Below are 19,605 nucleotides of genomic sequence, written 5' to 3'. Positions count from 1 at the left end.
TTTTTGGAGATATTATTTATGGCAGGTCATAGTAAATGGGCCAACACCAGACATCGTAAAGCAGCGCAGGATGCTAAGCGTGGCAAAATCTTCACCAAGATCATTCGTGAGCTGGTGACGGCGGCCAAACTTGGCGGCGGCGATCCGGATGCGAACCCGCGTCTGCGCGCAGCGGTTGATAAAGCACTGGCTAACAACATGACGCGTGACACCCTGAACCGTGCAATCGCACGTGGCGTCGGCGGTGATGATGATGCGAACATGGAAACCATCATCTATGAAGGTTATGGTCCTGGCGGCACTGCGGTCATGATTGAATGCCTGTCTGATAACCGTAACCGTACCGTTGCGGAAGTGCGCCATGCGTTCACCAAAACCGGTGGCAACCTTGGCACCGACGGTTCCGTTGCTTACCTGTTCAGCAAAAAAGGCGTGATTTCCTTCGAGCAGGGTGACGAAGACACCATCATGGAAGCGGCGTTGGAAGCGGGTGCTGAAGACGTTGTAACCTTCGACGACGGTGCAATTGACGTTTACACCGCGTGGGAAGAGATGGGTAAAGTGCGTGATGCACTGGAAGCTGCAGGTCTGAAAGCAGACAGCGCTGAAGTGACGATGATCCCGTCAACCAAAGCGGATATGGATGCAGAAACTGCGCCGAAACTGATGCGTCTGATCGATATGCTGGAAGACTGCGACGACGTTCAGGAAGTTTATCATAACGGTGAGATCTCTGATGAGGTTGCCGCTACGTTAGAATGATGTGGTTAAGCCATAAACTAACAGGAGATGCGTGATGTCTATTATTCTCGGCATTGACCCGGGATCGCGCATCACCGGTTATGGCGTAATCCGTCAGGTTGGCAGACAGCTAACCTATCTTGGTAGTGGGTGTATTCGCACTAAAGTTGACGATCTGCCGTCTCGCCTGAAGCTGATTTATGCGGGCGTTTCGGAAATCATCACCCAGTTTCAGCCAGATTATTTCGCCATAGAGCAGGTCTTTATGGCGAAAAACGCTGACTCGGCTCTCAAGCTCGGGCAAGCGCGCGGAGTAGCGATTGTTGCTGCTGTAAACCAGGACCTTCCGGTGTTTGAATATGCTGCGCGGCAGGTGAAACAAACCGTCGTAGGGATAGGCAGCGCGGAGAAAAGTCAGGTACAGCACATGGTGCGCACGTTACTTAAACTCCCGGCAAACCCCCAGGCAGATGCTGCGGATGCGCTGGCTATTGCCATCACCCACTGCCACGTCAGCCAGAACGCCATGCAAATGAGCGATACCCGGCTGAATTTAGCGCGTGGTCGATTACGTTAGTGATAAATGAGGCTGGATATCTATCCAGCCTTTTTTTATGATAGCGCATTACCTTTTAGCCCTTAACGCAGGAGCGTCACGTGATTGGCAGACTCAGAGGCATCATTCTCGAAAAACAACCCCCGCTGGTACTGTTAGAAGTAGGCGGTGTAGGCTATGAAGTCCACATGCCGATGACCTGCTTCTATGAGCTGCCGGAGTCAGGAAAAGAAGCCATTGTTTTCACGCATTTTGTCGTACGTGAAGACGCACAGTTGCTGTACGGCTTTAATAACAAACAGGAACGTACACTGTTTAAAGAGTTAATAAAAACCAACGGCGTTGGACCCAAGCTGGCACTGGCTATTCTCTCAGGTATGTCTGCGCAGCAGTTCGTTAATGCCGTTGAACGCGAAGAGCTAGGCGCGCTGGTCAAACTACCGGGTATTGGTAAGAAAACCGCTGAACGCCTGATTGTCGAGATGAAGGACCGCTTTAAGGGTCTGCATGGCGATCTCTTCACGCCGGCAGCCGATCTGGTGCTGACGTCACCTGCTGGTCCGGAAACGGATGACGCTGAGCAGGAAGCGGTTGCTGCGCTCGTGGCGTTAGGCTATAAACCACAGGAAGCCAGTCGCATGGTGAGCAAAATTGCCCGCCCTGATGCCAGCAGTGAAACCCTGATTCGTGAAGCGCTCCGCGCTGCATTGTGAGGTAAAGGATGATTGAAGCAGATCGCCTGATTTCGGCTGCCAGCACCACGCCTGAAGACCTGGTGGATCGCGCGATCCGCCCCAAATTGCTGGAGGAGTATATCGGCCAGCCTCAGGTTCGCTCGCAAATGGAAATCTTTATCCAGGCAGCGAAACTGCGCGGCGATGCCCTCGATCACCTGCTGATCTTTGGGCCTCCCGGTCTCGGAAAAACGACACTTGCCAATATCGTTGCCAATGAAATGGGGGTAAACCTGCGTACCACTTCCGGCCCGGTACTGGAAAAAGCAGGCGATTTGGCAGCAATGCTCACCAACCTTGAACCTCACGATGTCCTGTTTATCGATGAAATTCATCGCTTATCGCCCGTTGTGGAAGAGGTTCTGTATCCGGCGATGGAAGATTATCAGCTGGATATCATGATTGGCGAAGGGCCGGCTGCGCGCTCTATTAAGATTGATTTGCCACCGTTTACGTTGATCGGCGCGACAACCCGTGCCGGGTCGTTAACGTCCCCATTGCGCGATCGTTTTGGTATTGTGCAGCGACTGGAGTTCTATCAGGTTGCGGACCTTCAGCACATTGTCGGGCGTAGCGCACGTTACATGGGGCTGGAAATGAGTGACGAAGGGGCGCTGGAAGTGGCTCGTCGTGCACGTGGCACCCCGCGTATAGCCAACCGCTTGCTACGTCGCGTACGAGATTTTGCCGAAGTGAAGCATGACGGAACAATCTCGGCGGATATTGCTGCCCAGGCGCTGGATATGCTCAATGTTGACGCCGAAGGGTTCGACTACATGGACCGCAAACTGCTGCTGGCAGTGATCGATAAATTCTTTGGTGGACCTGTGGGGCTGGATAACCTGGCCGCTGCGATTGGGGAAGAACGCGAAACCATTGAGGACGTGCTGGAACCGTATTTGATTCAACAAGGGTTCCTGCAACGTACGCCGCGAGGACGCATGGCGACGGTTCGCGCGTGGAACCATTTCGGTATTACACCGCCTGCAATGCCCTGAGTCAGCGTAATGCGTTTATCCGACCTACAATTCTGTAGGCCGGATAAGATACATCAGCATCACTATTCGCTAATACAGCGCACTCAGCTAGCCTGCTTCTTCACCATACTGAAGATAAACAGCAGCGCAGCGCACAGCACTACTGAAGGACCTGCTGGCGTATCATAGAAGGCTGAGAACGTTAACCCGCCTGTAACCGCTATTATTCCCACTACAACAGCAACGCCTGCCATCTGCTCTGGCGTACGAGCGAAACGACGTGCGGTTGCTGCCGGGATTATCAGCAGTGAGGTAATAATCAGAGCCCCAACGAACTTCATCGCGACACCAATAGTTAACGCTGTCACCAGCATCAGCAGCAATTTAACGCGCTGCAGCTTCACGCCATCGACAAATGCGAGGTCCGGGCTGATGGTCATCGACAGTAAGTTGCGCCACTGCCAAAAAAGTATTGCCAGAACAATCACAACGCCAATGGCAATGGAGATCAAATCCTCCGGCGTAACAGCCAGCAAATCACCGAACAGATAAGCCATCAGATCCACGCGAATATTGGACATCAGGCTAACGACAACCAGACCCAGTGACAACGCACTGTGCGCCATAATGCCGAGTAAAGTATCGATCGCGAGGTGAGGGCGTTTCTCCAGCCACACCAGGCCAGCAGCCAGCATTAGCGTGACAGCAATGACGGCATAGAAAGGATTAACATCCAGCAGCAGGCCAAAGGCGACACCCAGCAGTGAGGCATGCGCCAGCGTATCGCCAAAATAGGACATACGACGCCAGACAACAAACGAGCCGAGTGGGCCGGCAGCGCAGGCCAGCATGATCCCGGCTAACCAACCGGGCAATAACAATTCAATCATGAGTGACCATTTCCCCGACGTAATACGATACGACCCTGTAAATCGTGGCGATGATTATGGTTGTGGCGGTATATTCCGAGTTGTTCGGCGCCGCGCTGCCCGAACATAGAGATGAATTCCGGATGCATAGAAACCACTTCCGGCGTGCCGGAGCAGCAAATGTGATGGTTCAGACACAGTACTTCATCTGTTTTTGCCATCACCAGATGCAGGTCATGAGAAACCATCAGTACGGCACAGTCCAGTTCACGTCGCAGTTGATCAATAAGGTCGTACAAAGCGACCTGACCATTCACATCGACTCCTTGAGTCGGCTCATCAAGCACCAGTAACTGGGGTTTGTTTAGCAATGCGCGGGCCAGCAGAACACGCTGTGTTTCTCCGCCAGACAGCTTTTGCATCGGCGCATTCATCAGGTGTCCGGCCTGAACGCGTTTGAGAGCAGGAAGAATATCTGCTTTTTGCGTGTCTGGACGTAAGCGTAGAAAACGGCTTACCGTTAGTGGCAGCGTGGTGTCGAGGTATAGTTTTTGTGGCACATAGCCAATTCGCAACTGTCCGTTGCGCGTGATAACTCCTTCATCAGCCGCTACCAGCCCCAGGACAACGCGCACCAGCGTAGACTTCCCGGCGCCATTCGGGCCGAGGAGCGTTAAAATTTTACCGGGTCGAAGCTCAAGCGATACGTCAGAAAGGACGCGGCGTTGACCATAAGAGACCGAGACATTTTCCAGTGAAACCAAAGTCGTCATATCAATTTTAGTCTTGCAGAAGTTATAGAATGTTATAATATCACATTTCTCACATTCATTACGATGATTGGTCGCATTATGTTACATAAAAATACGCTTCTTTTCGCAGCATTATCCGCTGCTCTTTGGGGTAGTGCAACACAGGCTGCAAATGCCGCTGTGGTGGCCTCTCTCAAGCCACTAGGTTTCATCGCTTCAGCGATTGCTGATGGGGTAACAGACACCCAGGTTCTCCTGCCTGATGGCGCATCCGAACATGATTATTCATTACGTCCATCAGACGTAAAACGCTTACAGGGCGCGGACTTAGTTGTCTGGATTGGTCCGGAAATGGAAGCGTTTATGGAAAAATCCGTCAAGAATATTCCTAATGGAAAACAGGTAACGATTGCGCAGCTCTCCGACGTGAAACCGTTGCTCATGAAAGGGGCTGACGATGACGATGACGATCATGGGCACGGTGATGCACATGGTGAAAAAAGTGACGAACATCACCATCATGGTGATTACAACATGCATCTTTGGCTCTCCCCAGAGATAGCGCGGGCTTCAGCGGTTGCAATCCATGAAAAATTAGTGGAACTTATGCCGCAAAGTCGAGCCAAACTTGACGCCAACCTGAAGGATTTTGAGGCACAATTAGCCGCAACCGATAAGCAGGTAGGTAACGAGCTCGCGCCGCTCAAGGGTAAAGGTTATTTCGTTTTTCATGATGCTTACGGCTACTACGAAAAACACTACGGACTAACACCGCTTGGTCACTTTACCGTGAACCCTGAGATTCAGCCTGGTGCGCAGCGTTTACATGAAATAAGAACACAGTTGGTTGAGCAAAAAGCAACCTGCGTTTTTGCTGAGCCACAGTTCAGGCCAGCGGTCGTTGAAGCCGTTGCGAGAGGGACGTCCGTTCGAATGGGAACGTTGGATCCCCTCGGAACAAATATCAAACTGGGTAAAACAAGCTATTCAGCGTTTCTGAACCAATTAGCCAACCAGTATGCGAGCTGCCTGAAAGGAGATTAATGAGGAAGTGAATACGTGCAACAGATAGCCCGCTCTGTCGCTCTGGCATTTAATAATCTGCCCCGACCCCATCGCGTTATGCTGGGGTCGCTTACCGTTCTTACACTGGCCGTCGCCGTCTGGCGGCCTTATGTTTACCACCCCGAATCTGCACCAATTGTTAAAACCATCGAGCTGGAAAAAAGCGAGATCCGTTCTCTGTTGCCCGAGGCCAGCGAACCTATCGATCAGGCCGCTCAGGAAGATGAAGCAATTCCACAGGATGAGCTGGATGATAAAACCTCTGGCGAGGTTGGCGTTCATGAATATGTTGTTTCTACCGGTGATACGCTGAGCAGCATTCTGAATCAGTATGGAATTGATATGGGTGATATCAGCCAGCTTGCCGCTGCGGATAAAGAGTTGCGAAACCTGAAAATTGGTCAGCAGCTTTCCTGGACACTGAGTTCGGAAGGTGATTTACAGCGCTTGACCTGGGAAGTTTCTCGTCGTGAAACCCGCACTTACGATCGCACCGCGACGGGTTTCAAAATGAGCAGCGAAATGCAGCAGGGCGACTGGGTTAACAGCCGTATCAAAGGAACCGTGGGCGGGAGTTTTGTCGCCAGCGCAAGAGATGCCGGATTGACCAGTTCTGAAATCAGTGCGGTGATCAAGGCCATGCAGTGGCAGATGGACTTCCGTAAACTGAAAAAAGGCGATGAGTTCTCGGTTCTGATGTCTCGCGAAATGCTGGACGGGAAGCGTGAACAAAGTCAGTTGCTGGGCGTACGCTTACGCTCTGAAGGCAAAGATTATTACGCGATCCGCGCTGAAGACGGTAAATTCTATGACCGTAATGGTACGGGGCTTGCGAAAGGTTTTATGCGCTTCCCTACGGCGAAGCAATTCCGTATCTCATCGAACTTTAACCCGCGCCGCCTGAATCCTGTAACCGGACGCGTTGCACCGCATAAAGGTGTCGATTTTGCGATGCCGCAGGGGACGCCGGTACTGTCGGTGGGTGATGGTGAAGTGGTTGTCGCGAAACGCAGTGGTGCTGCTGGTTACTATGTAGCTATCCGTCATGGCCGTACCTATACCACCCGCTATATGCACCTGCGTAAGCTGTTGGTTAAGCCGGGGCAGAAAGTGAAACGTGGCGACCGTATTGCGCTTTCAGGCAACACCGGACGTTCAACCGGTCCACATCTGCACTACGAAGTATGGGTTAACCAGCAGGCCGTGAATCCGCTGACGGCAAAACTGCCGCGTACGGAAGGGTTGACCGGCTCGGATCGTACCGATTACCTGGCACAGGTGAAAGAGGTTCTGCCTCAACTGCGCTTCGATTAATAAACATACTGATGGAGCCGGTACGCAATGCGTGCCGGCTTTTTTATTTTGTACGGGACACACTGCGCCGCTACACTATCAGCAGATTTACTTTTCGCGGCACCAGATACTGGAAGAGCATGGAAACGAAAAAAAAGAATATTGAGTACATTCCGGAGTTTCATAAATCATTTCGTCATCCGCGCTACTGGGGCGCCTGGCTGGGAGTGGCGGCGATAGCCGGGATTGCATTAACACCTGCGTCGTTTCGCGATCCTCTTCTGGCGAAGCTGGGGCGTCTTGTTGGTCGTCTGGGGAAAAGCTCCCGCCGCAGAGCGTTAATCAATTTATCTCTCTGCTTTCCTGAACGTAGTGAAGCCGAGCGCGAAGCCATTGTCGATGAGATGTTTGCGACCGCACCTCAGGCGATGGTCATGATGGCAGAGCTGGCGCTGCGTGGTCCGGAGAAAATTCAACATCGGGTAGACTGGCAAGGTCTGGATATCATTGATGAGATGCGCCAGAACAACGAGAAGGTGATTTTTCTCGTTCCTCACGGTTGGGGCGTGGACATCCCGGCGATGCTGATGGCGTCTCAGGGGCAGAAAATGGCCGCGATGTTCCACAACCAGGGAAACCCGGTATTTGATTATGTCTGGAACACAGTACGCCGTCGTTTCGGCGGTCGTTTACATGCGCGTAATGATGGTATCAAACCCTTTATTCAGTCGGTTCGTCAGGGATACTGGGGATACTATTTGCCGGATCAGGATCATGGTCCCGAGCATAGCGAGTTTGTGGATTTCTTTGCCACCTATAAAGCAACATTGCCGGCGATTGGCCGCCTGATGAAGGTATGTCATGCTCGCGTAGTGCCGCTTTTCCCGGTGTATGATGGCAAAACGCACCGTCTGACGATTCAGGTACGTCCACCCATGGACGACATTCTGACGGCGGATGACAACACCATTGCCAGACGGATGAATGAAGAGGTGGAGATTTTTGTCGCTCCGCACCTCGAACAGTATACCTGGATTTTAAAGTTGCTTAAGACCCGTAAACCTGGCGAAATTGAGCCGTACAAACGCAAAGATCTCTACCCTAAAAAAGTAAAAAAACGCCTCTCGTCAGAGAGGCTTTTTTTACATACAACCGCGTCACTATTCTACGGTCAGAATACGCGTGGTGTTAGTGGAGCCAATGGTGCTCATGACATCGCCCTGCGTCACAATAACCAGGTCACCGGAGACCAGATAGCCTTTGTCGCGCAGCAGGTTAACTGCCTCACTGGCCGCAACTACGCCGTCAGTTTCGCTGTCAAAATGAACCGGCGTGACGCCACGGTACAGAGATGTCAGGTTCAGCGTACGCTCATGACGGGACATGGCGAAAATTGGCAGACCGGAACTGATACGCGAAGTCATCAGCGCAGTACGTCCTGATTCCGTCATGGCGATGATAGCGGTCACCCCTTTCAGGTGGTTAGCGGCATACATTGCGGACATGGCAATCGCTTCTTCAACGTTATCAAACTGTACGTCGAGGCGGTGTTTAGAGACATTAATACTTGGGATTTTTTCAGCACCCAGACATACGCGCGCCATTGCCGCGACGGTTTCAGCCGGGTACTGGCCTGCGGCTGTTTCTGCCGAAAGCATCACGGCGTCGGTGCCATCCAGCACGGCGTTAGCTACGTCCATGACTTCCGCACGGGTTGGCATCGGGTTGGTGATCATCGACTCCATCATCTGCGTAGCGGTAATGACCGCACGGTTCAACTGACGAGCACGACGAATCAACGCTTTCTGAATACCCACCAGTTCCGGGTCGCCAATCTCAACGCCCAGATCACCACGAGCAACCATGACCACGTCAGACGCAAGGATGATGTCATCCATCGCATTCTGGTCACAGACAGCTTCTGCACGTTCTACTTTTGCGACAATCTTCGCATCACAACCTGCATCGCGCGCCAGACGGCGGGCATAGTTAAGATCTTCGCCGCAGCGTGGGAAGGAGACCGCCAGATAGTCGACGCTTATCTGTGCGGCAGTAATAATGTCGGCCTTGTCTTTGTCGGTCAGCGCTTCAGCAGAGAGGCCACCACCCAGTTTGTTGATGCCTTTGTTGTTGGAGAGCGGGCCGCCGACGGTGACTTCGGTAAAGACTTTCATGCCCTGAACTTCCAGTACTTTTAGCTGTACGCGACCATCGTCCAGCAGCAGGATATCGCCTGGCACGACGTCGGCTGGCAGTCCTTTATAATCAATACCAACTTTTTCCTTGTCGCCTTCACCTTTACCCAGGTTGGCGTCTAACAGGAACTTGTCGCCAACATTGAGAAATACTTTACCTTCTTTAAAGGTGGATACGCGGATTTTAGGCCCCTGCAGGTCACCCAAAATGGCTACATGGCGTCCCAGTTTTGCGGCTATTTCACGGACCTTATCCGCACGCATTTTGTGATCTTCTGGAGAGCCGTGTGAAAAGTTCATACGTACGACGTTCGCACCCGCAGCGATAATTTTTTCAAGGTTGTTATCGCGGTCAGTTGCCGGGCCTAACGTGGTAACGATTTTGGTTCTGCGAAGCCTTCTGGACATGTAATACTCCGTTGACTGAAACAACTAGGTGTTGCGTGAACATTGATCCGGCCGTTCTCAAAAATTAACGGTAAAAATGAACGACCCGGATGATAAAAGGGTAGAACATTGTTATTGCTTTTAGCGGTCATTACCCTTGATGAGTAATTCTTTATCAAAACGCGATTCCTTGAGCGCTTCCTTGACACGCTTCAAGTTATCTCTAAATTTTGCCCCTCGGCGCAAAGTAAATCCTGTAGCCAGCACATCTATCACGGTCAGTTGAGCAAGTCGAGAGACCATGGGCATATAAATGTCAGTATCTTCCGGTACGTCGAGGGTAATAGCTAACGTAGCTTCTCGCGCCAGAGGCGTTCCGGGAGAAGTCAGTGCGATTACCATAGCATCGTTTTCCCGTGCCAGCTGAGCCAGCTCCACCAGGCTCTTTGTTCTTCCGGTATGGGAAATGAGCACAATGACATCATCATCGCTACAATTCATACAACTCATGCGTTGCAGAACTATGTCGTCTGAATAAATAACTGGAACGTTAAAACGGAAGAATTTATTCATGGCGTCGTGCGCCACGGCTGCTGATGAACCCAGCCCAAAAAAGGCAATTTTTTTCGCCTGGGTTAATAGATCGACTGCACGATTTACCGCCGAGTTATCCAGCGACTGACGAACATGATCCAGGCTAGCCATCGCCGATTCGAATATTTTCCCCGTGTAGGATTCTACGCTGTCATCCTCGTCCACATTGCGATTAACATAAGGGGTACCATTTGCCAGACTTTGCGCCAGATGCAGTTTAAAATCAGGAAAACCACGCGTGTCCATACTGCGACAGAATCGATTGACGGTCGGTTCGCTGACATTGGCTTCCAGGGCCAGCGTGGCAATGCTTGAATGAATTGCCTGGTCGGGTGAAGTAAGAATAACGTCGGCGACTTTACGTTCTGACTTGCTCAGATGTTCCAGTTTTAACTGGATTTTTTCCAGCATATTCATGATGTAGGTGGACTCATGGGTCATGGGCAAAAACGATTTCAACGATACAGGAAATCGAGAGATAATTTTGGTAGATAGTACCCCTGCTAAGGAAGGAACGGGGCAAAATGGACAGAAAAGTTGTTGTTTTTTTTCATTACATGATCGGAGTCGGGTTTTCCTGGTTCTTTATGGCTACGAAAAAAAGCGACTTTTTTATCCATTTTGCTGCGGTAAACGCCAACAAAGCCGTTGTTTACGGTAACAGCACGGCTGGATAAGCGTTTACGGTTCACTGAATCACGTAAAAGCAGTACAGTGCACTGTAATAAAATTACAACCAGTGTCTGGCAAAAGCACCAGGCACTTAACTGAGGAGAATGACATGGCGGTAACGCAAACAGCCCAGGCATGTGACCTGGTCATTTTCGGTGCGAAGGGCGATCTTGCGCGACGGAAATTGCTGCCTTCCCTGTATCAACTGGAAAAGGCCGGTCAGATTAGCCCGGATACCCGCATTATTGGGGTAGGACGTGCCGACTGGGACAAAGCAGCCTATACCAAGGTTGTACGCGAAGCGCTCGAAACCTTCATGAAAGAAAAGATTGATGAAGGTTTGTGGGACACCCTCAGTGGTCGCCTGGAGTTTTGTAATCTGGACGTTAATGATACCGCGGCATTTAACCGTCTGGGCGAGATGCTGGATCAGAAAGCACGTACCACTATTAACTATTTTGCTATGCCGCCAAGCACCTTTGGCGCAATCTGCAAAGGTTTGGGCGAAGCAAAACTGAACGCTAAACCTGCTCGTGTGGTAATGGAAAAACCGTTGGGGACGTCGCTGGCGACCTCCCGCGAAATCAACGACCAGGTGGGCGAGTATTTCGAAGAGTGCCAGGTTTACCGTATCGACCACTATCTCGGCAAAGAGACGGTACTGAACCTGTTGGCACTGCGTTTTGCCAACTCCCTGTTTGTGAACAACTGGGATAACCGCACTATCGATCACGTAGAAATTACCGTGGCGGAAGAGGTGGGTATTGAAGGTCGTTGGGGTTATTTTGACCAGGCCGGTCAAATGCGCGATATGATCCAGAACCACCTGTTGCAGATCCTGTGCATGATCGCGATGTCGCCGCCGTCCGACCTGAGCGCTGACAGCATCCGTGACGAAAAAGTGAAGGTCCTGAAATCACTGCGCCGTATTGATCGCTCGAACGTTCGTGAAAAAACGGTTCGTGGCCAGTACACCACTGGATTTGCTCAGGGTAAAAAAGTTCCGGGGTATCTGGAAGAAGAAGGCGCGAACAAGAGCAGCAATACGGAAACCTTTGTTGCTATCCGCGTGGATATCGACAACTGGCGCTGGGCGGGTGTTCCATTCTACCTGCGTACCGGTAAGCGCCTGCCGACGAAATGCTCTGAAGTTGTTGTCTACTTCAAAACGCCTGAGCTGAATCTGTTTAAAGAATCCTGGCAGGATCTGCCGCAGAACAAACTGACAATCCGTTTGCAGCCTGATGAGGGTGTCGATATTCAGGTGCTAAACAAAGTACCGGGCCTGGACCACAAGCATAATCTGCAGATCACCAAGCTGGATCTGAGTTACTCCGAAACCTTCAATCAAACGCATCTGGCCGATGCTTACGAACGTTTGCTGCTGGAAACCATGCGTGGTATTCAGGCGCTGTTTGTACGCCGTGATGAGGTAGAAGAAGCGTGGAAGTGGGTCGACTCCATCACCGAAGCCTGGGCGATGGATAACGACGCGCCGAAGCCATACCAGGCGGGGACCTGGGGACCGGTTGCCTCCGTGGCGATGATCACTCGTGACGGTCGTTCCTGGAATGAATTCGAATAAAATATCACCTAATCATTAGGTGTTATTTTACCGGTAACATGATCTAACACAGATTGTAGAATAATTTTTGCACTTTTAAGCCTCGCGTGGATTCACCCGCGAGGCTTTTTTTATTACACTGCCTGAAACGATTTTGCCCCTGAGCTACGGCTAGTAAGCGATTCAGCATAATTTAACTATCTTGAAACGCATTGTTAATCCGACCGCTCTGACAGATAAATTTTAGGAGCCTCTATGAATCCGAATTTGTTACGCGTAACACAACGTATCATCGAACGTTCTCGTGAGACACGTTCCGCCTACCTCTCGCGCATCGAACAGGCTAAAACGACAACTGTTCACCGTTCACAGTTGGCATGCGGAAATCTGGCGCACGGTTTTGCTGCCTGTCAGCCTGACGACAAAGCATCGCTGAAAAGCATGTTGCGTAACAATATCGCGATTATTACCTCCTATAACGACATGCTTTCCGCGCATCAGCCGTATGAACATTATCCGGCTATCATTCGCAAAGCACTGCATGAAGCCAATGCGGTAGGGCAGGTTGCCGGTGGTGTGCCTGCTATGTGTGATGGCGTGACCCAGGGGCAGGATGGGATGGAGCTTTCACTGCTAAGCCGCGAAGTGATTGCGATGTCTGCGGCGGTGGGTTTATCTCATAATATGTTCGACGGCGCATTGTTCCTCGGCGTGTGCGATAAAATTGTCCCGGGCCTGGCGATGGCGGCGTTGTCCTTTGGTCATCTGCCTTCTGTCTTTATCCCATCAGGTCCGATGGCGAGCGGTCTGGCGAACAAAGAAAAAGTGCGTATTCGTCAGCTGTATGCAGAAGGAAAAGTGGACCGTATGGCTCTGCTTGAATCCGAGGCTGCGTCTTATCACGCACCAGGAACCTGTACGTTCTACGGCACCGCTAATACCAACCAGATGGTCGTTGAGTTTATGGGGATGCAACTGCCAGGCTCCTCTTTCGTACATCCGGATGCTCCGTTACGTGAAGCGCTGACAGCCGCTGCTGCTCGTCAGGTAACGCGCCTGACCGGAAATGGCAACGAATGGATGCCGATCGGCAAAATGATCGATGAAAAAGTGGTGGTCAACGGGATCGTAGCGCTGCTGGCGACAGGGGGGTCTACCAACCATACGATGCATCTGGTAGCGATGGCGCGCGCGGCCGGAATTTTGATCAACTGGGATGACTTCTCCGATCTGTCCGATATCGTGCCGCTGATGGCACGCTTGTACCCGAATGGTCCGGCGGATATCAACCACTTCCAGGCTGCAGGTGGTGTACCGGTATTAATGCGTGAACTGCTTAATGCTGGTCTGCTGCACGAAGATGTTAACACCGTAGCCGGGTTTGGTTTATCTCGCTACACCCTTGAGCCGTGGCTTAACAACGGTGAGCTGGACTGGCGTGAAGGTGCCACGAAGTCTCTCGACAGCAATGTGATCGCGACTTTCGATAAGCCGTTCTCGCATCACGGCGGTACTAAAGTGCTGAGTGGTAACCTGGGACGTGCGGTGATGAAGACATCAGCCGTGCCGGTAGAGAACCAGGTCATAGAGGCTCCGGCTATTGTCTTTGAAAGTCAGCATGATGTGTTACCTGCTTTTGATGCTGGTCTGTTGGACCGCGATTGCGTGGTGGTTGTGCGCCATCAGGGACCAAAAGCGAATGGAATGCCAGAATTACATAAACTCATGCCGCCACTTGGTGTATTATTGGACCGTTGTTTCAAAATCGCGTTAGTTACCGATGGACGACTTTCAGGTGCTTCAGGTAAAGTGCCTTCAGCAATCCATGTAACCCCGGAAGCCTATGATGGCGGGCTGCTGGCTAAAGTGCGTGATGGCGACATCATTCGTGTGAATGGACAGACAGGTGAATTGACGCTGCTGGTGGATGAAGAGGAACTTGCCTCTCGTCAGCCTCATATTCCTGACCTCAGCGCTTCGCGTGTGGGAACAGGCCGTGAGATGTTCAGCGCGTTGCGCGAAAAGCTGTCCGGTGCGGAGCAGGGCGCAACCTGTATCACTTTTTAAACGACAAATTTTGTAATCAGGCGAGAGAAAACTCTGATGAAAAACTGGAAGACAAGTGCAGAAGCAATCCTGACCACTGGCCCGGTAGTACCGGTTATCGTGGTAAATAAACTGGAACACGCGGTGCCGATGGCGAAAGCGTTGGTTGCAGGGGGCGTGCGCGTTCTGGAAGTGACCTTACGTACCGCATGTGCGATGGATGCCATTCGCGCGATAGCTAAAGAAGTCCCGGACGCGATTGTCGGCGCAGGTACCGTTCTGAATCCACAGCAACTGGCGGAAGTAACGGAAGCGGGCGCGCAGTTTGCGATTAGCCCAGGTCTGACCGAGCCCCTGTTGAAAGCCGCAACTGAAGGAACTATTCCGTTGATCCCAGGTATCAGCACCGTTTCTGAACTGATGCTGGGTATGGACTATGGTTTGAAAGAGTTTAAATTCTTCCCGGCAGAAGCTAACGGCGGTACTAAAGCGTTGCAGGCGATTGCAGGTCCGTTCTCCCAGGTACGTTTCTGCCCGACCGGTGGTATCTCTCCGGCGAATTACCGTGACTACCTGGCGCTGAAAAGCGTACTGTGCATCGGTGGATCCTGGCTGGTTCCGGCAGACGCGCTGGAAGCGGGTGATTACGATCGCATCACTAAACTGGCTCGCGAAGCCGTAGAAGGCGCGAAGCAGTAAGATCTGTTGTGCCGGGCAGTGCTGCACTGACCCGGCCTGCGAATACTTTAAAATGGGCCATCGGGCCCGTTTTTTTTATCCTGCTACATTCACCTGTGCAGCGGCGTTTTTCGCGCGTTCAACCGCCTCGTCAACGTTGTCTGCCGTCGCCAGTACGACGCCTAAGCGACGGGTTCCGTCGATTTCAGGTTTACCGAACAGACGGAGTTGCAACCCTGCACCAACGGCACTGTCAATGTTATCAAATGTGACATTCTGACTGGTAAGTTGTGGCAGGATAACGGCTGATGCAGATGGCCCATACTGGCGGATTGCGCCAACCGGAAGCCCGAGGAATGCGCGAACGTGCAGGGCAAACTCGGATAGATCCTGTGAAATCAATGTCACCATACCCGTATCATGTGGGCGAGGGGATACCTCGCTGAAAATCACCTCGTCACCGCACACAAACAGCTCTACGCCAAACAATCCGTAACCGCCCAACGCCAGTACCACTTTGCGAGCGATTTCCTGTGCACGTTCCAGCGCCAGTTCGCTCATTTTCTGGGGCTGCCAGGATTCACGATAGTCGCCATCTTCCTGACGATGGCCTACCGGCGCACAAAAGTGCACACCATCGACGGCGCTTACGGTCAACAGGGTGATTTCAAAGTCGAAATTAACCACACCTTCCACGATAACGCGTCCTGCGCCCGCTCGGCCACCCTGCTGGGCATAATCCCAGGCTCTGGCAAGCTGATCGGCTGAACGGATAAAACTCTGTCCTTTTCCGGAGGAACTCATCACCGGCTTCACGATGCAGGGGAATCCAATTTCGGCCACGGCTTCGCGAAAGCGAGTTTCGCTGTCAGCAAAGCGGAAAGATGAGGTCGGTAAGGACAGTTCTTCCGCGGCGAGGCGACGGATACCTTCACGATTCATGGTCAGTTGGGTCGCGCGCGCGCAAGGCACGACGTTCAGACCTTCCTGCTCCAGCGCTACCAACGTACTCGTGGCAATGGCTTCAATCTCAGGAACGATATAGTGTGGTTTTTCGTGCGCGACAACCTGACGCAAAGCGTCACCATCCAGCATATTGATTACGTATGAGCGATGGGCAACGTGCATAGCTGGTGCGTCAGGGTAACGATCCACGGCAATGACTTCTACACCCAGGCGTTGGCATTCAATCGCGACTTCTTTACCCAGTTCACCTGATCCTAATAACATCACTCGCGTTGCTGCCGGACGCAGCGCTGTGCCTAATAACGTCATAAATTAATCCCCTGTTTTATCTGGGCGCAGTATATACGAAAACGTTTGCGTCTGTCTTTATTACCAGGTTGATTTCAAGGGTGAAAAAGAATATACTGTACATAAATACAGGTAATTTATGAGGCTGCAAAAATGGCGGTTGAAGTTAAATACGTAGTCATTCGGGAAGGTGAGGAAAAAATGTCGTTTACCAGCAAAAAGGAAGCCGATGCCTATGACAAAATGCTTGATACAGCAGATCTGCTCGATACGTGGCTGGAGCAGTCACCGGTCGCGCTGGAAGATGAGCAGCGTGAAGCGCTTTCCCTGTGGTTGGCTGAGCAAAAAGATGTGCTGAGCGCGATCCTGAAAAACGGCAAACTGCCATCCCCACAGGTGGTCGATAACGATGCTTCTGCTGAGGATGATACACAGGCTGCCTGATCCGACTTGCGCTCCTGAGGTTTTGTACCATGCTTTTCCCTGAATCATTGTGCTGTACCCAACTGATTTCACGTTGCATTAATAGCGACTGAAAGACGAAGGGGATAAAGGAGAAAAGAATGAATAAAACAAGAGCGTTGTTGAGCCTGCTGCTGTTATCTGCCAGCGTGTCAGTTTTTGCGGCTAATACGGAGAGTAAATCAGTCAATTTTCCAAACTGTGAAGGTTTGAAAGCTGACGGTATCGCGGCAAGTGTGAAACGCGACTACCTGCAAAACCGTATTGTACGTTGGGCCGACGATCAAAAAAGGCTCGGGCAACTTGATCCTGTTGCCTGGGTGAACCCGCAGGATATTGTTGGTAAAGACGGACAATGGACGGTACCTCTTACCGTTCGTGGGAAAAGCAGCGATATTCAATATCAGGTTAAGCTTGATTGTAAAGCCGGCACGGCGGAGTACCTGCAACGTCAGTAGCTGAATTTGCACATCTTTTGATGACCTGAACACTTCCTGACATCCCCTCGGGTACGCTTTGATGATTATTCGTCTGTACTTGAGGGGCAAAATGGCTAACTGGCTGAATCAACTTCAATCTCTTCTTGGGCAAAAAGGATCATCCGGTTCATCTTCCGGTGAACAAGGACTGAGCAAACTGCTGGTTCCCGGTGCATTAGGCGGTCTGGCAGGATTACTAGTCGCCAACAAATCCTCACGCAAATTACTCACTAAATACGGTACCAGCGCACTGTTGGTTGGTGGCGGTGCGATCGCCGGTAGCGTTTTATGGAATAAATACAAAGATAAAGTCCGCGCAGCGCACCAGGATGAACCTCAGTTTGGCACGCAGAGTACACCGCTGGATGAACGTACTGAACGTCTGATCCTGGCGCTGGTATTTGCGGCTAAAAGCGATGGTCATATTGATGCTAAAGAGCGAGCCGCTATCGAACAACAGCTGCGTGACGCGGGAGTGGAAGAGCAAGGGCGTGTTCTGATTGAGCGGGCCATTGAACAACCGCTTGATCCTCAACGCCTCGCTCAAGGGATCCGCAACGAAGAAGAGGCGCTGGAAATTTACTTCCTGAGCTGTGCAGCTATTGATATCGACCACTTTATGGAGCGCAGTTATCTGAATGCGCTGGGTGATGCACTGAAGATCCCACAGGATGTTCGTGAGGGTATTGAGCAGGATCTCAAACAGCAAAAACAGGCGTTGCCGGGTTAAATAGTTACGCTTGAGGAGCACGTTTCGCTTGCATCATTGCTGACTTTTGCCACCCTTATAGGATGTTTAAGCAGAAGAACAATGACATGCTACCAAAAGCTCCTCGTATTCCACATGCCATGACGCAGCATGGCGATACTCGTGTTGATAATTATTACTGGTTGCGAGATGACACCCGCTCGCAGCCAGAAGTGCTGGACTATCTGCAACAAGAAAATGCATATGGCCGCCAGGTTATGGCTTCCCAGCAGGCATTGCAGGATCGTGTGCTGAAAGAAATTATCGACCGTATTCCCCCTCAGGATGTTTCCGCTCCTTATGTGAAAAATGGTTATCGCTACCGGCATATTTATGAACCGGGATGTGAATATGCCATTTATCAGCGCCAGTCTGCTCTCAATGAAGAGTGGGATGAATGGGATACCTTGCTGGATGGTAACCAGCGTGCAGCCCACAGCGAATTCTATACGCTGGGAGGACTCGCAATATCACCCGATAATACCGTTATGGCTCTGGCGGAGGATTACCTGTCTCGTCGGCAATATGGCATTCGTTTTCGCAATCTACAAACCGGGAACTGGTATCCGGAAGTACTGGATAATGTTGAGCCGGAATTGGTCTGGGCGAACGATTCGCAGACCTTTTATTATGTTCGCAAACATGAAACAACATTATTACCGTATCAGGTATGGCGGCATACCGTTGGCTCACCATCCACTCATGATCAACTGGTGTATGAAGAAGCTGACGATATGTTTTATGTCAGTCTGCACAAAACCACCTCGCAGCATTATGTTGTTATCCATGTCGCCAGCGCGACAACCAGCGAAGTATTGTTGCTTGATGCGGAGCTGGCCGATGCCGAGCCGCTGGTATTTTTGCCACGGCGTAAAGACCATGAGTACAGCCTTGATCACTATCAGCACGCGTTTTATCTGCGATCTAACCGTCAGGGGAAAAACTTTGGTTTGTATCGCACCCGCGTGCGTGATGAACAGGCCTGGGAAGTGCTGATCCCGCCGCGTGATAGCGTCATGCTGGAAGGATTTACGCTGTTTACCGACTGGCTGGTGGTGGAGGAGCGTCAGCGCGGTTTAACCAGTTTACGACAAATCAACCGCAAAACGCGTGAAGTGGTCGGGATTGCTTTCGACGATCCGGCTTACGTAACGTGGCTGGCGTACAATCCCGAGCCGGAGACATCGCGCCTGCGTTATGGCTATTCATCCATGACGACGCCGGACACCCTGTTTGAACTGGATATGGACACCGGAGAGCGACGTGTACTCAAACAGACGGATGTCCCCGGATTCGACGCGGCCGATTACCGCAGTGAGCATGTGTGGATCACCGCGCGCGATGGTACGGAGGTTCCTGTCTCGCTGGTTTACCATCAAAAGCATTTTCGCAAAGGGAAAAATCCCTTACTGGTTTATGGTTATGGCTCTTATGGCGCTAGCATGGACGCAGATTTCAGCAGCAGTCGCCTGAGTCTGCTGGATCGGGGGTTTGTTTATGCCATCGCGCATGTGCGGGGCGGCGGTGAACTGGGACAGC

18 protein-coding genes and 1 pseudogene are annotated in these 19,605 nt (G+C 51.5%); 14 read left to right on the top strand and 5 right to left on the bottom strand.

Going from position 1 to position 19,605, the window contains the following annotated elements; all coding sequences use genetic code 11:
• The first annotated feature begins 18 nt into the window (after positions 1-18).
• The 4 genes from AACS05_RS13605 to ruvB all read left to right on the top strand — a co-directional run bounded on the left by AACS05_RS13605 (position 19) and on the right by ruvB (position 3,029).
• Positions 19-762 (top strand): YebC/PmpR family DNA-binding transcriptional regulator, encoded by a 744-nt coding sequence (locus AACS05_RS13605; protein WP_045444127.1) that lies wholly within the window; start codon positions 19-21, stop codon positions 760-762.
• Positions 763-796: 34 nt separating this feature from the next.
• A complete protein-coding gene (gene ruvC / locus AACS05_RS13600; RefSeq protein ID WP_045444124.1) occupies positions 797-1,318 on the top strand; it encodes a crossover junction endodeoxyribonuclease RuvC in 522 nt (173 codons plus the stop codon).
• An 80-nt stretch (positions 1,319-1,398) separates the two neighbouring features.
• Positions 1,399-2,010, top strand: a complete 612-nt coding sequence (gene ruvA, locus AACS05_RS13595) for a Holliday junction branch migration protein RuvA (RefSeq protein WP_045444121.1) — start codon at positions 1,399-1,401, stop codon at positions 2,008-2,010.
• Between the two features lie 8 nt (positions 2,011-2,018).
• Positions 2,019-3,029 carry a Holliday junction branch migration DNA helicase RuvB gene (gene ruvB, locus AACS05_RS13590; protein WP_045444118.1) on the top strand — a complete coding sequence of 337 codons (1,011 nt, stop codon included), beginning with the start codon at positions 2,019-2,021 and terminating at the stop codon, positions 3,027-3,029.
• An 83-nt stretch (positions 3,030-3,112) separates the two neighbouring features.
• Here the strand turns inward: ruvB and znuB are convergent, their stop codons facing one another.
• Positions 3,113-3,898 (bottom strand): zinc ABC transporter permease subunit ZnuB, encoded by a 786-nt coding sequence (znuB, locus tag AACS05_RS13585; RefSeq protein ID WP_045444115.1) that lies wholly within the window; start codon positions 3,896-3,898, stop codon positions 3,113-3,115.
• Positions 3,895-4,650: a zinc ABC transporter ATP-binding protein ZnuC gene (gene znuC, locus AACS05_RS13580; protein WP_045444112.1), complete on the bottom strand. Its 756-nt coding sequence runs from the start codon at positions 4,648-4,650 to the stop codon at positions 3,895-3,897. Before znuC ends, znuB begins: the two co-directional genes overlap by 4 nt.
• 78 nt (positions 4,651-4,728) lie before the next feature.
• Here znuC and znuA point away from each other — a divergent pair, with 78 nt between their 5' ends.
• The 3 genes and pseudogenes from znuA to lpxM form a co-directional block, all read left to right on the top strand.
• A complete protein-coding gene (gene znuA / locus AACS05_RS13575) occupies positions 4,729-5,673 on the top strand; it encodes a zinc ABC transporter substrate-binding protein ZnuA (RefSeq protein ID WP_045449673.1) in 945 nt (314 codons plus the stop codon).
• A 15-nt stretch (positions 5,674-5,688) separates the two neighbouring features.
• Positions 5,689-7,008, top strand: a complete 1,320-nt coding sequence (gene mepM / locus AACS05_RS13570) for a murein DD-endopeptidase MepM (RefSeq protein ID WP_071828974.1) — start codon at positions 5,689-5,691, stop codon at positions 7,006-7,008.
• A gap of 119 nt (positions 7,009-7,127) precedes the next feature.
• A pseudogene (gene lpxM / locus AACS05_RS13565) lies at positions 7,128-8,096 on the top strand (lauroyl-Kdo(2)-lipid IV(A) myristoyltransferase); the annotation flags it as partial.
• A gap of 51 nt (positions 8,097-8,147) precedes the next feature.
• Here lpxM and pyk read toward each other — a convergent pair.
• Both pyk and AACS05_RS13555 read right to left on the bottom strand, forming a co-directional pair.
• Positions 8,148-9,590 carry a pyruvate kinase gene (pyk, locus tag AACS05_RS13560; protein ID WP_045444106.1) on the bottom strand — a complete coding sequence of 481 codons (1,443 nt, stop codon included), beginning with the start codon at positions 9,588-9,590 and terminating at the stop codon, positions 8,148-8,150.
• Between the two features lie 120 nt (positions 9,591-9,710).
• Positions 9,711-10,580, bottom strand: coding sequence for a MurR/RpiR family transcriptional regulator (locus AACS05_RS13555; protein ID WP_045444103.1), 870 nt, complete (start codon positions 10,578-10,580; stop codon positions 9,711-9,713).
• Between the two features lie 364 nt (positions 10,581-10,944).
• Here AACS05_RS13555 and zwf point away from each other — a divergent pair, with 364 nt between their 5' ends.
• The 3 genes from zwf (at position 10,945) to kdgA (ending at position 15,144) form a co-directional block, all read left to right on the top strand.
• Positions 10,945-12,420 (top strand): glucose-6-phosphate dehydrogenase, encoded by a 1,476-nt coding sequence (gene zwf / locus AACS05_RS13550; RefSeq protein WP_045444100.1) that lies wholly within the window; start codon positions 10,945-10,947, stop codon positions 12,418-12,420.
• 234 nt (positions 12,421-12,654) lie between these two features.
• Complete coding sequence (gene edd / locus AACS05_RS13545; protein WP_045444097.1) at positions 12,655-14,466, top strand: phosphogluconate dehydratase; 1,812 nt, start codon at positions 12,655-12,657, stop codon at positions 14,464-14,466.
• 36 nt (positions 14,467-14,502) lie between these two features.
• The gene (gene kdgA / locus AACS05_RS13540; RefSeq protein ID WP_003034901.1) at positions 14,503-15,144 is read left to right on the top strand and encodes a bifunctional 4-hydroxy-2-oxoglutarate aldolase/2-dehydro-3-deoxy-phosphogluconate aldolase; all 642 of its coding nucleotides are present in this window, start codon (positions 14,503-14,505) and stop codon (positions 15,142-15,144) included.
• Positions 15,145-15,219: 75 nt separating this feature from the next.
• On the opposite strand, the gene purT is transcribed toward kdgA, so the two are convergent.
• Positions 15,220-16,398 (bottom strand): formate-dependent phosphoribosylglycinamide formyltransferase, encoded by a 1,179-nt coding sequence (gene purT / locus AACS05_RS13535; RefSeq protein WP_045444093.1) that lies wholly within the window; start codon positions 16,396-16,398, stop codon positions 15,220-15,222.
• A gap of 132 nt (positions 16,399-16,530) precedes the next feature.
• On the opposite strand from purT, the gene yebG reads away from it, so the two are divergent.
• From yebG to AACS05_RS13515, 4 genes are all read left to right on the top strand, one after another.
• Positions 16,531-16,821, top strand: a complete 291-nt coding sequence (gene yebG, locus AACS05_RS13530) for a DNA damage-inducible protein YebG (RefSeq protein WP_045444082.1) — start codon at positions 16,531-16,533, stop codon at positions 16,819-16,821.
• A gap of 119 nt (positions 16,822-16,940) precedes the next feature.
• Positions 16,941-17,297 carry a protein YebF gene (gene yebF, locus AACS05_RS13525; RefSeq protein WP_045444079.1) on the top strand — a complete coding sequence of 119 codons (357 nt, stop codon included), beginning with the start codon at positions 16,941-16,943 and terminating at the stop codon, positions 17,295-17,297.
• A 91-nt stretch (positions 17,298-17,388) separates the two neighbouring features.
• Positions 17,389-18,048, top strand: a complete 660-nt coding sequence (locus tag AACS05_RS13520) for a tellurite resistance TerB family protein (protein ID WP_045444076.1) — start codon at positions 17,389-17,391, stop codon at positions 18,046-18,048.
• 86 nt (positions 18,049-18,134) lie between these two features.
• Positions 18,135-19,605: oligopeptidase B (locus AACS05_RS13515; protein WP_223307001.1), on the top strand; the 1,471-nt coding region annotated here is incomplete at its 3' end.

This window comes from Citrobacter sp. S-77 (genome assembly GCF_963864895.1).
Taxonomy (GTDB): Bacteria; Pseudomonadota; Gammaproteobacteria; order Enterobacterales; family Enterobacteriaceae; genus Citrobacter; species Citrobacter murliniae.
This window is presented reverse-complemented; position numbering and strand designations above follow the sequence as displayed.

What these genes read in the sequence shown, in the direction of transcription:
- znuA (WP_045449673.1), top strand. Translation starts at nt 4,729, where the DNA reads ATGTTACATAAAAATACGCTTCTTTTCGCAGCATTATCCGCTGCTCTT.
- znuB (WP_045444115.1), bottom strand. Translation starts at nt 3,898, where the DNA reads ATGATTGAATTGTTATTGCCCGGTTGGTTAGCCGGGATCATGCTGGCC.
- zwf (WP_045444100.1), top strand. Translation starts at nt 10,945, where the DNA reads ATGGCGGTAACGCAAACAGCCCAGGCATGTGACCTGGTCATTTTCGGT.
- pyk (WP_045444106.1), bottom strand. Translation starts at nt 9,590, where the DNA reads ATGTCCAGAAGGCTTCGCAGAACCAAAATCGTTACCACGTTAGGCCCG.
- edd (WP_045444097.1), top strand. Translation starts at nt 12,655, where the DNA reads ATGAATCCGAATTTGTTACGCGTAACACAACGTATCATCGAACGTTCT.
- purT (WP_045444093.1), bottom strand. Translation starts at nt 16,398, where the DNA reads ATGACGTTATTAGGCACAGCGCTGCGTCCGGCAGCAACGCGAGTGATG.
- AACS05_RS13605 (WP_045444127.1), top strand. Translation starts at nt 19, where the DNA reads ATGGCAGGTCATAGTAAATGGGCCAACACCAGACATCGTAAAGCAGCG.
- yebF (WP_045444079.1), top strand. Translation starts at nt 16,941, where the DNA reads ATGAATAAAACAAGAGCGTTGTTGAGCCTGCTGCTGTTATCTGCCAGC.
- kdgA (WP_003034901.1), top strand. Translation starts at nt 14,503, where the DNA reads ATGAAAAACTGGAAGACAAGTGCAGAAGCAATCCTGACCACTGGCCCG.
- AACS05_RS13520 (WP_045444076.1), top strand. Translation starts at nt 17,389, where the DNA reads ATGGCTAACTGGCTGAATCAACTTCAATCTCTTCTTGGGCAAAAAGGA.
- znuC (WP_045444112.1), bottom strand. Translation starts at nt 4,650, where the DNA reads ATGACGACTTTGGTTTCACTGGAAAATGTCTCGGTCTCTTATGGTCAA.
- yebG (WP_045444082.1), top strand. Translation starts at nt 16,531, where the DNA reads ATGGCGGTTGAAGTTAAATACGTAGTCATTCGGGAAGGTGAGGAAAAA.
- ruvB (WP_045444118.1), top strand. Translation starts at nt 2,019, where the DNA reads ATGATTGAAGCAGATCGCCTGATTTCGGCTGCCAGCACCACGCCTGAA.
- AACS05_RS13555 (WP_045444103.1), bottom strand. Translation starts at nt 10,580, where the DNA reads ATGAATATGCTGGAAAAAATCCAGTTAAAACTGGAACATCTGAGCAAG.
- ruvC (WP_045444124.1), top strand. Translation starts at nt 797, where the DNA reads ATGTCTATTATTCTCGGCATTGACCCGGGATCGCGCATCACCGGTTAT.